Here is a 12,908-nt window from a genome sequence, read left to right on the forward strand (position 1 = left end):
CGGGTGGGGGGCCGCGCGAGCGGCCCCCCACCGCTGCCCGGGGCGGCCGGCCGTGCCTGGCGTACCCTCGGCGCGGCGTTCGTCATCCTCGTGTTCGTCCCGCCGCTGCTGCTCCTGCTCTCCGGCTCGCTCACCGAGCCCGGTCTGCCGCCGTCACCGACGCCGCGGCTGGTCCCGGACCCGGTCTCCACCGCCGGTTACGAACAGGCCCTGGAGATCGGCGGGCTGCTGCGCGCCTCGCTCAACTCGGTGCTCGTCGCGGTCGTCGCCGTGCCGCTGAGCGTGCTCGTGGCCGCGCTCGCCGGGTTCGCGCTGGCCCGGCTGGCCCCGCGCACCACCGCCACCGTCGTCGCCGCCTCGCTGGTCGCCCTGATGGTGCCGGCCACCGCGCTGCTCGTGCCCCGGTTCGCGATCTTCCGCGCGCTCGGCCTGACCGATACCCTGGTGCCGTTGATCGCCCCGGCGCTGCTCGGCACCTCGCCGCTGTACGTCCTGGTCTACTACCTGGCCTTCCGGGCACTGCCGCGGGACCTGTACGACGCCTGCCTGGTGGAGGACCTCTCACCCATGCGAATCTGGTGGCGGGTCGCCCTCCCGCTGGTCCGCCCGGTCACCGCCGCGCTCACCGCCCTCACCTTCGTGCTGACCTGGTCGAATTTTCTCGACCCACTGATCTACGTGTACGACCGCGACCTGTTCACCCTGCCGCTGGCGCTGCGCTCGCTGTCGGTGCTGGACCCGACGAACTTCCCGGTGTTCCTCGCCGGGGCGGTCCTCGCCACCGTGCCGGCCCTGCTGGTGTTCGTGCTCGCCCAGCGCCGTTTCCTGCACCACGACGATCCGACGGGACGGGACCGCCCATGAGACCGAAGACGCTGCTCGCCCTGCTGCTGTCCGGCACGCTGCTCGCCACCGGCTGCGGCACCGGCTCCGGATCGTCGAAGGACGAGTCGGGTCCGGTGCGGCTGCTCGTCTTCGGCGCTCCCGAGGAGCTGGCCGCGTACCGCACCCTCACCGAGGCGTACCGGAAGGCCCGCCCGGGCACGGACGTGCAGCTGGTCGAGGCAAGCGACCGCAAGGACCTGCTGGCCCGGCTCGCCACCTCGGTCGCCGGGGGCGCCCCGCCGGACCTGTTCCTGATGAACTACCGCTTCTACGGCCAGTTCGCCGCGAAGAACGTGGTGGAGCCGCTGGACGAGCGCATCGAAGGCTCCGAGGCGATCGACCCGGCCGACTACTACCCGGTGGCGATGGACGCCTTCAAGTGGGGCGGCAAGCAGCTCTGCCTGCCGCAGAACGTTTCGAGCCTCGCTGTCTACTACAACCGCACCCTGTTCGCGAAGTACGGGGTGCCCGAGCCCAAGGCCGGCTGGACCTGGAACGACATGGTCGGCACCGCCATCGCGATGACCCGTGACTCCCGGGGCGTGGTGGTCAAGGGCACCGAGAGCGAGGGCGCCGCCGCCCGGCCGGCCGTGCACGGGCTCGGCATCGAGCCGTCGATCATCCGCGTCGCCCCGTTCGTCTGGTCCGCCAACGGTGAGATCGTCGACGACCCCGACAAGCCGACCCGGCTCACCCTGGACACCCCGGTCGCCCGGGAGGCGCTGAAGAACCTGGTGGACCTCCGCCAGGCGTACGGGGTGGTGCCCACCGACGAGGAGGTCGAGGCCGAGGACGACGAGTCCCGCTTCGCCAACGGGCGGCTGGCGATGCTGATGTCGTCGCGCCGCTCCACCACCACGTTCCGTTCGATCACCGACTTCGAGTGGGACGTCGCCCCGCTGCCGGTGTACCAGAAGCAGGTCGGGGTGCTGCACTCCGACGCGTACTGCATGACCCGGGGCGCGAAGCGGAAGGACGCCGCGTGGCGGTTCCTGGAGTTCGCCATCTCCGAGGAGGGACAGCGGATCATCGCCGCCACCGGCCGGACCGTCCCGTCGCACATCGGCGTGTCGCAGTCCCCGGCGTTCCTCGGCCCGTCCCAGCCGCCGCGCAGCGCCAAGGTGTTCCTCGACACGATCCCCACCGTCCGGGCCCTGCCCACCGTCTCCACCTGGCCGGAGATCGAGGACGTGACGTACGGGATCCTGGAGAACGCCCTGTACCGGGGCGACCGGCTGGACGACGTCATCCGCGACCTGGACCAGCAGACCCGCCCGCTGTTCGCCCGCGGTGAGCACGGGTGAGCGAACCCGGTCTGACCCTGGACGGGGTGTCGGCCGCCTACCGCGGCGCCACCGTCCTGCACGAGGTGGACCTGACCGTGGCCCGGGGCGAGCTCCTCGTGGTCCTCGGCCCGTCCGGGGCGGGAAAGTCGACGGTGCTGCGGGTGGTGGCCGGCCTGGAGCCGGTCACCGCCGGCCGCGTCCGGATCGCCGGCCGGGACGTCACCTCCGACCGTCCCGGCCGGCGCAACGTGTCCATGGTCTTCCAGTCGTACGCCCTCTTCCCACACCTCACGGTCGCCGAGAACATCGCCTTCGGCCTGGAGGTCCGGGACACGCCACGGGCGGTGGCCCGGGAGCGGGCCCGGGCGGCGGCCGAGACGGTCGGCTGCGCCGGACTGCTGGACCGGCGACCGGGGCAGCTCTCCGGCGGGGAGCGGCAGCGGGTCGCCCTGGCCCGGGCGTTGGTGCGCGAGCCGGACGTCTTCCTGCTCGACGAGCCGCTGTCCAACCTCGACCTCGCCCTGCGCGTCGAGATGCGCGCCGAGTTGCGCGCCCTGCACGACCGGCTCGGCGCCACGATGGTGCACGTCACCCACGACCAGACCGAGGCGCTGGTGCTGGCCGACCGGATCGCGGTGCTGCGCGACGGCCGGGTCGAGCAGGTCGGCAGCCCCGACGAGATCTGGCGGGCCCCGGCGAGCACGTTCGTGGCCCGGTTCGTCGGCTCCCCGGCGATGAACCTGCTTCCCGCGGACGGCCCGGTCCGCCCCGCCGGGGACGCTCCGCCGGGCGTGCCGGCGGGCGGCCTCCAGATCGGGTTCCGGCCCGAGGCGGTCGCCCTCGACCCGGCGGAGGGGGCGGCGGCCACCGTCGCCCGGGTCGAGGTGGTCGGCGAGGACGCGTACGCGTACCTCACCCTCGCGTCGGGGCAGCCGGTGGTCGCCCGGGTGCCGGCCGCCCGCCGCCCCGAGCGGGGCGCGGCCGTCCAGGTCGGGGTCGACTGGGCGGACACCCACGTCTTCCACGCCGACTCCGGTCTCCGGTACGCCCCGTGAGCGCGCCGAGTGAGCCGGGGCTGGTGAGCCCGGCGGTCACGAGCGAGGACGGCACGGTGAGCGCCCGGAGCGAGCCGGATTCGCGGGCGCGGCGGGCTCGGCCGGACACCCGCTCCCGGCGGCAGTTGGCGTTGATGCTGGCGCCGTACCTGGTCGGCCTGGTCGGGCTGGTGCTGCTGCCGGCGGCCGTCACCCTCGCCCTGGCGTTCACCGAGTACGACCTGGTGAACCCGCCGAGGTGGGTGGGGCTGGACAATCTCGTCGCGCTGGTCGACGACCCGGTGTTCCGGGTGTCGCTGACCAACTCGCTGGTGTTCGCGCTGGTGGCCGTACCCCTGCGGGTGCTGCTCGCCCTCGGCCTGGCGCTGCTGCTGCACCGCCGTGCGTTCGGGGTCGGCGCCGCCCGCGCGGCCGCCGTGCTGCCGACCGCGGTGCCGGAGATCGCGTACGGCCTGCTCTGGCTGTGGCTGTTCAACCCCCTGTACGGCCCGATCAACCAGGTGCTGCGGGTCGGCGGGGAGAACGGGCTGACCGCCCTGGGCCGCACGCCGCCGCAGTGGCTGACCGACCCGACCGACGCCCGCGCGGCGATCATCCTGATGAGCGTCTTCACGATGGGGGAGACGTTCGTGGTGCTGCTGGCCGCCCGGCGGGCGCTGCCCCGCGACGTGTACGAGATGGCCGCGCTGGAGGACGCCACCGGCTGGGATGTGTTCCGTCGGGTCACGCTGCCGCTGATGGCGCCGGTGCTCGCGCTGCTGGCGGTGCGGGACGCCGTCGCGAGCCTGCACTTCTCGTTCGTGCCGGCGTTCGTGGTCACCGACGGCGGCCCACCTCCGTACGCCACCACGTACCTGTCCCTGTTCATCTACCGCACCGGGTTCGAGTACCTGCGCTACGGCTACGCCGCCGCCGCGACGCTGGTGATGATCCTGCTGACCGTGGCGGCGGTGGTCGTGCAGTGGCGGCTGGTCCGCCGGTACCGGGCCTTCTACCGGCTCTGACCGGCGGGAACCGCCCGGGTTGCCAGCGCGTCGCATGTGGCGGAGGTTGACGTCATGCGAAGAACATCGGTCCTGCTGACCGCCGTCGGCCTGCTGTGCTGGCTGAGCGCCTGCTCGTCCGCACCGGATGTCCCGCAGCCCGGTGCGTCCGGCCCGTCGGCCGCCGGTACGCCCCCGGCCCCGTCCGGCCCGGCCGCCACCGCCCGACCCGGACCGTCCGGGCCGCCCGGCGGTCCGTCAGCCGCGCCGGTCCCGTCCGGCACGGGTGAGCTGCCCGGCCCGTTGCCCTTCGGCGCCCGTACCCTCACCGGCACGGTGGAGCGCGCCGGCGAGTGCACCATGCTGCTGGTCGGTGAGCGGCGGTGGGCCCTGAGCGGCGACGCCGCGGCGGCGCTGCGCCCGGGCGCCCGGGTGACCGTGCGGGGCACGATCGCGCCGCTCCCGGCCGGCTGCGGAGACCGGGAGGACCTCGCCCAGACGGTCGCCGTCACCCGCGTCGACCCCGCCTGACCGGCCGTCCTGCCGGCGTGTAACACCCGCCGCACCGGGTAGGTCGCGCGGATGGAGTTGGTCGAGGAGTCGCCGTACCGCTTCCGCATCGACCGGCACGACCCGATGCGGGTGCCGGGGGTGGTGTTCGCGTCCGAGTCGCTGCTGCCCGACGCCGGGGCGGACAAGTCGCTGGAGCAGGTGGCCAACGTCGCCACCCTGCCGGGCATCGTCGACGCCTCGTACGCCATGCCCGACATCCACTGGGGCTACGGCTTCCCGATCGGCGGGGTCGCGGCCACCGACGTCGAGCACGGCGGGGTGGTCTCGCCGGGTGGGGTGGGTTTCGACATCTCCTGCGGCGTCCGGCTGCTCGCCGCCGACCTCGACCTCGCCGGGCTGCGCCCGAAGCTCGACGCCGTGATGGACGGCCTGGGGGAGTCGACCCCGCGCGGGATGGGCAAGGGCGCGGTGTGGCACCTGTCGAAGGGTGCGGAACTCGACGCGGTGCTGCGCGGCGGGTCCCGGTACGCGGTCGAGCGCGGCTTCGGTGTGGAGCGGGACCTGGAGCGCTGCGAGGACTACGGCGCGGTGGACGACGCGAACCCGGCGCAGGTGAGCGAGCGGGCCATCGAGCGGGGCGCGCGCCAGGTGGGCAGCCTCGGGTCGGGCAACCATTTCCTGGAGGTGCAGGCGGTCGAGGAGGTCTACGACGAAACGGTGGCCACCGCGTTCGGCCTGCGGCCGGGCCAGGTGACCGTCATGATCCACAGCGGCTCCCGGGGCCTGGGCCACCAGATCTGCACCGACTACGTCCGGCGGATGGAGAAGGTGATGCGCCAGCACGGCATCCACGTGCCGGACCGCCAGCTCGCCTGCGCCCCGGTCGACTCCCACGAGGGACGCGCCTACCTCGGCGCGATGGCCGCCGCCGCCAATTACGCGCGGGCCAACCGGCAACTGCTCGCCCACGCCGCCCGTACGGTCTTCCGCCGGGTCACCGGCAGCAGCCTCGACCTGGTGTACGACATCTCGCACAACCTCGCGAAGATCGAGACCCACGGGACCGACGGGGACTCCCGGCGCCTCTGCGTCCACCGCAAGGGCGCGACCCGGGCGTTGCCGCCGGGGCACCCGGAACTCCCGGCCGACCTGCGGGACGCCGGGCAGCCGGTGCTGATTCCGGGCTCGATGGGCACCGGTTCGTACGTCCTCACCGGGGTGGCCGGCTCGCCCGCGTTCGCGTCCACCTGCCACGGCGCGGGCCGGGTGCAGAGCCGCAAGCAGGCGGTCAAGGCCGAGCGCGGCCACGACCCGCGCCGCCAGCTGGAGGACCAGGACATCGCGGTACGCGGTGCCTCCCGGCGTGGGCTGGCCGAGGAGATGCCGGCGGCGTACAAGGACGTGTCGGCGGTGGTCGCGGCGGCCGAGGGGGCGGGGCTGTGCCGCAAGGTGGCCCGCGTGGTCCCGATCGGCGTGGTCAAGGGCTGACCGGCGGGTTCTCGTACCGCCGGTGGGTGGTCGCGCGGCGCCTCACACGTCGAGGGTCACCGCGCAGGACCAGCCCGAACCGTCCGGGCCGAACCGCAGCTCGTGCAGGGCGACCGCCTTGGGGACGGCGCCGATCAACTCCACCCCGTCGGTGCTGACCGTGTGCCAGCGCACCCGCAACCCGCCGTCGCCGTCGTCGGTGACCTCGGTGCGCAGCGGCAGCTCCCCGACCGTGTCCATCCGGAAGATCACCTCGTCGAGCACGTCCACCAGCAGGTCCTGGTCGTCGGCGGGCGGGGCGTGGAACTCCCGTTCGGCCTCCGGGAGGGCCGCGGCCGGGTCGGTGAAACTGTCCACCAGGGCGGTGACCGCCTCCGCCACGCACGTCTCCCGGGTCGGTGCCCACGCCTCGATGCGCACGTCCGCGGTGTGCGGGACGCACCGGTGGCCGTGCTCCGGTCGGGAATCCACACCCCGATCATCCGGCAGCCCGGCGCCCGGTGGGGCGGGTTGCCCTCCGGGGCATCCCGGAGAGAACCCCGGATTTCGGGCCGATGGGCTGGCCGTCCGGCGGATAGGAAGGGAGACTACAGGTACCGACCCTACTGGAGGTGCCATCGTGGCCGCCCGACGACGACCCCTGGTCCGGCTCCTGCTCGGCCTGCTCGCCGTCAGTCTCGTCCTCTGCTGCGGTGGGGTGGCGGCCGGTGGCTGGGCGTACAGCCTGGCCGGCACCGACACCGTCGACCAGGTCGAGTTCACCCGGCCGCTGGCCGTCCCGCCCCTCGCCGAGTCGCGGGTCGACGAGCGCGGGCGGCGGGTCTTCGACCTGCTCGCCCGCGACGGGCGACGGGATTTCCACGGTGACGGCCGGTTGACCCGCACCGCCGGCTTCGATGGTGACTACCTCGGGCCCACCCTGCGCGCCCGGCGTGGAGAGCAGGTCGTGGTCAACGTGGTCAACCGGCTGACCGGCCGCACCAGCGTGCACTGGCACGGCATGCACCTGCCGGCGCGGATGGACGGCGGTCCGCACCAGATGATCCGGCCCGGCGCCACCTGGTCGCCCACGTGGACGGTCGACCAGCCGGCCGCGACACTCTGGTACCACCCGCATCCGCACGGCGAGACGGAGGACCACGTCTACCGCGGCCTCGCCGGCCTGTTCCTCGTCGACGACGACCGTGCGGCCGCGTTGCCGCTGCCCCGGCGCTACGGGGTCGACGACGTCCCGGTGATCGTGCAGGACCGGAGCTTCTCCGGCGACGGGCAGTTCCGCAAGACCCGCAACATGATCAACGCGATCGGGGTGCTCGGTGACACGCTGCTGGTCAACGGCACGGTCGGGCCCTACCTCGACGTGACGACCGAGCGGGTACGGCTGCGGCTGCTCAACGGCTCCACCGCCCGGCTGTACAACTTCGGCTTCGCCGACGACCGGCCGTTCGACCTGATCGCCAGCGACGGCGGGCTGCTGGCCCGCCCGGCCCGGCTCACCCGGGTGCAACTGTCGCCCGGCGAGCGCGCCGAAATCGTGGTGACCGTCGAGCCGGGGGAGCGGGTCACCCTGCGCAGCATCGCCCCGGACCTGGGCGCCGGTTTTCTCGCCGACCGGTTCGCCGGCGGCCGGGACCGCTTCGACGTGCTGCAACTGCGGGCCGCCGACCGGCTCACCCCGTCACCGGCGGTGCCCGGCACGCTGGTCCCGATGGAACGGATCGACCCTGGCTCGGCGAGCGTGACCCGCCGCCTGGAGTTCGCCGGCCGCGCCATCAACGGCCAGTCGATGTCCATGGACCGCATCGACTTCGCCGCCACCCGGGACACCACCGAGGTGTGGGAGGTGGTCAACATCGACGGCACCCCGCACAACTTCCACGTCCACGACGTGCAGTTCCAGGTGCTCTCCGTCGCCGGGGCGGCCCCGCCGCCGGAACTCGCCGGCTGGAAGGACACCGTCTACCTGGCACCCCAGCGACCGGTCCGGGTCGCGATGCGCTTCACCGACCACAGTGACCCGGACGTGCCGTACATGTACCACTGCCACCTGCTGTACCACGAGGACGCCGGGATGATGGGCCAGTTCGTGGTCGTCGAGCCGGGCCAGCGACCGGGCCGCCCGCCCGCGCACAGCGCCCACGCCGGGCATGGCTGACGCGGCCCGCGCCGGCCACCGCGCCGCGGCGGGGCGGCGTACGGTCGGCCGATGCGGATCACCAAGTTCACCCACTCCTGTGTCCGGATCGAGCACGACGGGCGGATGCTCGTGATCGACCCGGGCACCTGGAGCGAGCCGGCGGCGCTGGCCGGCGCCGACGCGGTGCTGGTCACCCACGAGCACACCGACCACATCGACGTGCTGCGGCTGGCCGGCCTGGGCGTGCCGGTCTTCGCCCCGGAGGGGGCCCGGCTGCCCGCGTCCACGCCGCTGCCGGTGACCCGGGTCGGCGCCGGGCAGCGCTTCGACGCGGCGGGGTTCGCAGTCACCGCCACCGGTGGCCGGCACGCGACCATCCACGGTGGCCAGCCGGCCTGCGCCAACCTGGGCTACCTGGTGGAGGACGCCGTCTACCACCCGGGGGACTCGCTGCACCCGCCCGGCCGGCCGGTGCACACGCTGCTCGTTCCCGCGCAGGCGTCATGGCTGAAGCTCACCGAGGCGATCGACTTCGCGGTCGCGGCGGGCGCGGCCCGCACGGTCGCGATCCACGACGCCCAGCTCAACGACCGGGGGCTGGCCAGCGTCAACGGCTGGTTCGGTGAGACCGTCCCCGGCTACCGGTGCCGGAGACCCGGCGAATCGATCCCACCCGAGGAGGAGTGACATGTCGCTGAGGACGTACGCGGCCGACGAGCGGGAGATGCTGCTGGTCTTCCTGCAACGCCAGCGCGACCAGGTGGTGTGCGGCGTCGCCGACTTCCCGGAGGACGCCCGCCGGGTCGCCACGCCCAACGGCCTGACCGTCCCCCGGCTGGTCTGCCACCTGCGTGACGTCGAGCGGTGCTGGCTGCGACGGTGGTTCGCCGGTGAGAAGGACCTGGCCGCGTTCGGCCTGGACACCGACGACCTGGGTGTGCCACCCACCCCGGACCGGGTGCCGCTGCCCGAGCTCGTCGAGGCGTACGTGGCCGAGTCGCGCCGCTGCGACGAGGTGGTCGCCGCCCACGGCCTGGACGACGTGGCGGCGAACGGCCGGCACACGCTGCGGTGGATCCTGCACCACCTCGTCGCCGAGACCGCCCGCCACCTCGGTCACCTCGACCTGCTCCGCGAGGCGGCCGCCGGCGGTCCCGCGGACGGCCCGGTCGACGGCGGTGCGACCGTCATCACACCGGCCCCGGCGGTCAGGCCGCGAACCGGGGCGTCGCCGCGCTGAGCAGCGCGCGCCGTGCCGCCACGCCCCAGCCGCGCGCCAGCTCCCCGGCCAGGGTGTCCAGCAGCCGGGGCACGTCCCGGTCGGCGCCGTCGTGCATCGCCTCGACCACGACGAGGACGCGGCCGGTGCCGTCGCGCACCGCCGACCAGCCGCTCTGCCGGTTGGTCCAGCGCCGCGCGTGCGCCCGCCCGATCTCGTCGGCGAAGACGACCTCACCCGGGTCGGGGTGCTCCTCGACCCCCGTGAACGTCAGGTACCGTTCGTCGCCCCGGGCGTGCCGCACCTCGATGCCGCCGGTGACCTGGTCGACGTCGAGGATCCCGACCGGGATCGCGTACGCCGCGGACACCGCGTTGCCCAGGTCCACCAGTGGGTGCAGCACGGGCAGGGCACCCTCGGTGCGCAGCCGCCGCAGCAGGGACTCCGAGGCGCAGCGGTAGCGGGTCGGGGCCAGGCCCATCCGGGCGAACGCCCGCCGCCACGCCTGGATCTCCGGGAAGCCGCCCTCGCTCCCGGTGGCGAGCCGCTCCCGCGCCCGCGCGTGCAGGCCGGCGACGGGCAGGTCGCCCCGCGGCTCGCCGGCCACGCCCTCCGCGTACAGGACGCCGACGACGAGGTCGGGGTGCTCCGCCCGGATCCGCGGCGAGTGCTGGAAGTACACCGTGAACCTCCGGTCAGGCGTCGGCGCGGGCCAGCAGCAGGCCCAGCGCGAGGAAGGAGCCGGCGACGCCCCGGCGCAGCCAGTCGGCGACGCGGGGACGGTCCAGCACGTGCCGGCGGACGGCGGCGGCGCAGAGCCCGTAGGCCGCGAACACGACCAGGCTCACCAGCATGAACACGGCGCTCAGCCCGAGCATCGCGGGCACCGCCCCCGGCCGGTCCGGGTCGACGAACTGCGGCAGGAACGCCACGAAGAAGATCGTCAGCTTGGGGTTGAGCAGGTTCAGCAGCACCGCCGACCCCACCATCCGGGCCGCCGACCGGGGCACCGGCTGCCCGGTGGCGGCGATCGCGCCCCGGTCGCGCAGCGTCGCGACGGCCAGCCAGAGCAGGTACCCGACGCCGAGGTACTTCAGCAGCGCGAAGGCGAGCGCGCTGGAGTGCAGCAGGGCGGCCAGCCCGGTCACCGCCGCCGCGAGGTGCGGCACGATGCCGACCGTGCAGGCGAACGCGGCGACCAGGGCGGCGCGGCGGCCTCCGGACAGCGCGGCGGAGAGGGTGAACAGCACCCCGGCACCGGGGGTGGCGACCACGACCAGGGTGGTCACCAGGAAGGCGATGGTCATGTGCCCACCCTGCCGGGCAGGATGGTCCGGTGAGCAGAGCCAAACCGGCCCTCGACGGAAGGACCAATTCGTCCGTCGCCGGCTCCGACTTCCTGCACCTCGACGTCACTGACGCCCCGCCCGGCGGCCGCGCGGACTGGCTCGCCGGTCGGCTGCGCGCCGCCATCGCCGACGGGCGGATCCCCGTCGGCGGTCGCCTTCCCGCCACCCGCGTCCTCGCCGCCGACCTCGGTGTCTCCCGGGGCGTCGTCGTCGAGGCGTACCAGCGGATGGTGGAGGAGGGGCATGTGGCCGGCCGGGGGCGCGCGGGCACGGTGGTGGTCGCGGCGCCGGCCGTGCCGCCGACCCCGGTCCCGGCCGCCGCGCCGGTCCCGGCCCGACCGTTCCCGCCGGCTCCCGGCACGGACATCTTCGACGCGGTACGCGCGGCACCCGCCCGCATCGACCTGACGCCCGGCGTACCCGACCTGGCCGCCTTTCCCCGTGCGGCCTGGCTGCGCGCCGAGCGGGCCGTGCTGCGGCACCTCGTCGCGTCGGACTTCGGCTACGGCGACCCGCGCGGCGCGCCGGCGTTGCGGCGGGCCGTCGCCACCTGGCTCGCGCGCTACCGGGGTGTCACCGTCGACCCGGCCGACGTCATCGTCACCACCGGCGTCTCGCAGGCGCTCGGCCTGCTGGCCCAGGCGCTTCGCGACGTCGGCATCACCCGGGTCGCGGTGGAGGACCCGGGGTCGCTCGGCGTCCGCCAGCACCTCAACAACTGGCGGGTGGAGACCCCGGCGGTCCCGGTCGACGCGGCCGGCCTGCGGGTGGCCGACCTGGTCGCCTGTGGCGCGCCGGCGGTGATGCTCACCCCGGCCCACCAGTTCCCGACCGGGGTGGTGCTGGACGGGGACCGCCGCCGGCAGCTCGCCGCCTGGACGCGGGACGGTGGTCTGGTCATCGAGGACGACTACGACGCCGAGCACCGCTACGACCGGCCCCCCGTGCCGGCGCTGCGCGCGGCGCTGCCGGAGAGCGTCTGCTACGCCGGCAGCGTGTCGAAGCTGCTCGCCCCGGCGCTGCGGATCGGCTGGCTGCTCGTGCCCGCCCGCCACCGGGCGGACGTGGTCGACGCGAGACGCAACGCCGATCTGGGCAACGCCGTGCTGCCGCAGCTCGTGCTCGCCGAGTTGATGACCTCCGGCGCGCTGGAGCGGCAGCTGCGGCTGCTGCGCCGCCGGCACGTCCGGCGGCGGGACGCGATGATCGCCGCGATCGTTCGCCACCTGCCCGGCGCGACCGTGCACGGCGCGGCGGCCGGGCTGCACCTGACCGTCACCCTGACCGGGGACGTGCCGGACACCGACCTGGCGACCGCGGCGCTGGAGCGCGGCGTCAAGGTCCAGCCGCTCTCCTGGCACCGGCAGCGACCCGGCCCGCCCGGCCTGGTCCTCGGGTACGCGGCCAACCCGGCCACCGCCATCGAGGAGGGCCTCGCCGTCCTCGGTGATGTCCTCCGTTCGCGCTGATGATCGACTGCTGGCGTGTGATCAACCCCGTGCCGGGGGGGCACCGGGGTCTTCCGGGCCGGGGAATCCGCGATGCCAGCGGCACGGATTCGCCGGCAACCGGGACTCCGGGTCCATAGCCTGGCAGCAGGAGCAGGTCCGAGGACGGGAGAGCCAGCGTGAGCATGGAGGCGGCCAGGGACGCTTTCGCCGGCGAGCAGGAGGTCGAGATCACCGTGACCGGCCGGAAGACCGGCCGGCAGATCTCCCACCCGGTGTGGTTCGTGCAGGAGGAGCAGAGCATGTTCCTGGTGCCGATCACCGGGTCGGACAGCGACTGGTACAAGAACGTCCGGAAGACCCCGATGATCGAGGTGTCCGCCAACGGCACCGCGGTGAACGGTCCGGCCACGCCGATCACCGACCCGGACCGGGTCGAGCACATCGTGGCGATGTTCCGCGCGAAGTACGGCCCGGACCAGGTGGATCAGAACTATCCGAAGCACGACGTCGCTGTCCAGGTGCCGCTCGGTTGACCCGGCCCG

General features: G+C 74.2%; 14 protein-coding genes. 11 read left to right on the plus strand and 3 right to left on the minus strand.

The genetic code is table 11. The annotated features are described in order from the left end of the window. The first annotated feature begins 3 nt into the window (after positions 1-3). The 6 genes from GKC29_RS19140 to GKC29_RS19165 all read left to right on the plus strand — a co-directional run bounded on the left by GKC29_RS19140 (position 4) and on the right by GKC29_RS19165 (position 6,210). On the plus strand, positions 4-864 hold the full coding sequence (locus GKC29_RS19140; protein WP_155332124.1) for a carbohydrate ABC transporter permease: 861 nt from the start codon (positions 4-6) through the stop codon (positions 862-864). Then, entirely contained in the window at positions 861-2,189 is a 1,329-nt protein-coding gene (locus GKC29_RS19145) for a sugar ABC transporter substrate-binding protein (protein ID WP_155332125.1), read from the plus strand. Before GKC29_RS19140 ends, GKC29_RS19145 begins: the two co-directional genes overlap by 4 nt. Next, positions 2,186-3,226 carry an ABC transporter ATP-binding protein gene (locus GKC29_RS19150; protein WP_155332126.1) on the plus strand — a complete coding sequence of 347 codons (1,041 nt, stop codon included), beginning with the start codon at positions 2,186-2,188 and terminating at the stop codon, positions 3,224-3,226. Before GKC29_RS19145 ends, GKC29_RS19150 begins: the two co-directional genes overlap by 4 nt. A gap of 134 nt (positions 3,227-3,360) precedes the next feature. Then, positions 3,361-4,230: a carbohydrate ABC transporter permease gene (locus GKC29_RS19155; protein ID WP_155334237.1), complete on the plus strand. Its 870-nt coding sequence runs from the start codon at positions 3,361-3,363 to the stop codon at positions 4,228-4,230. 54 nt (positions 4,231-4,284) lie between these two features. Continuing rightward, the gene (locus GKC29_RS19160; protein ID WP_155332127.1) at positions 4,285-4,740 is read left to right on the plus strand and encodes a DUF5818 domain-containing protein; all 456 of its coding nucleotides are present in this window, start codon (positions 4,285-4,287) and stop codon (positions 4,738-4,740) included. Positions 4,741-4,791: 51 nt separating this feature from the next. Then, positions 4,792-6,210, plus strand: a complete 1,419-nt coding sequence (locus tag GKC29_RS19165; RefSeq protein ID WP_155332128.1) for an RtcB family protein — start codon at positions 4,792-4,794, stop codon at positions 6,208-6,210. Positions 6,211-6,252: 42 nt separating this feature from the next. Here GKC29_RS19165 and GKC29_RS19170 read toward each other — a convergent pair whose 3' ends face one another. Beyond that, positions 6,253-6,681: an archease gene (locus GKC29_RS19170; RefSeq protein ID WP_196255963.1), complete on the minus strand. Its 429-nt coding sequence runs from the start codon at positions 6,679-6,681 to the stop codon at positions 6,253-6,255. Between the two features lie 148 nt (positions 6,682-6,829). Between GKC29_RS19170 and GKC29_RS19175 the strand changes: the two genes are divergently transcribed. From GKC29_RS19175 to GKC29_RS19185, 3 genes are read left to right on the plus strand one after another with little or no spacing between them, the layout of a single operon-like run. Next, positions 6,830-8,365, plus strand: coding sequence for a multicopper oxidase family protein (locus GKC29_RS19175; RefSeq protein ID WP_230688713.1), 1,536 nt, complete (start codon positions 6,830-6,832; stop codon positions 8,363-8,365). Between the two features lie 51 nt (positions 8,366-8,416). Next, positions 8,417-9,034 carry an MBL fold metallo-hydrolase gene (locus tag GKC29_RS19180; RefSeq protein ID WP_155332131.1) on the plus strand — a complete coding sequence of 206 codons (618 nt, stop codon included), beginning with the start codon at positions 8,417-8,419 and terminating at the stop codon, positions 9,032-9,034. 1 nt (position 9,035) lies between these two features. Then, a complete protein-coding gene (locus tag GKC29_RS19185) occupies positions 9,036-9,587 on the plus strand; it encodes a DUF664 domain-containing protein (RefSeq protein ID WP_155332132.1) in 552 nt (183 codons plus the stop codon). Here the strand turns inward: GKC29_RS19185 and GKC29_RS19190 are convergent. Beyond that, the gene (locus GKC29_RS19190) at positions 9,556-10,248 is read right to left on the minus strand and encodes a B3/4 domain-containing protein (protein WP_155332133.1); all 693 of its coding nucleotides are present in this window, start codon (positions 10,246-10,248) and stop codon (positions 9,556-9,558) included. The two genes, GKC29_RS19185 and GKC29_RS19190, sit on opposite strands and share 32 nt — an antisense overlap. Before the next feature lie 13 nt (positions 10,249-10,261). Beyond that, entirely contained in the window at positions 10,262-10,873 is a 612-nt protein-coding gene (locus tag GKC29_RS19195; protein ID WP_155332134.1) for a LysE family translocator, read from the minus strand. Positions 10,874-10,902: 29 nt separating this feature from the next. On the opposite strand from GKC29_RS19195, the gene GKC29_RS19200 reads away from it, so the two are divergent. Next, the gene (locus GKC29_RS19200) at positions 10,903-12,384 is read left to right on the plus strand and encodes a PLP-dependent aminotransferase family protein (RefSeq protein ID WP_155332135.1); all 1,482 of its coding nucleotides are present in this window, start codon (positions 10,903-10,905) and stop codon (positions 12,382-12,384) included. Between the two features lie 164 nt (positions 12,385-12,548). Beyond that, positions 12,549-12,899: a nitroreductase/quinone reductase family protein gene (locus tag GKC29_RS19205; protein ID WP_155334238.1), complete on the plus strand. Its 351-nt coding sequence runs from the start codon at positions 12,549-12,551 to the stop codon at positions 12,897-12,899. Positions 12,900-12,908: the final 9 nt, after the last annotated feature.

It is taken from the genome of Micromonospora sp. WMMC415 (assembly GCF_009707425.1).
GTDB lineage: Bacteria > Actinomycetota > Actinomycetes > Mycobacteriales > Micromonosporaceae > Micromonospora.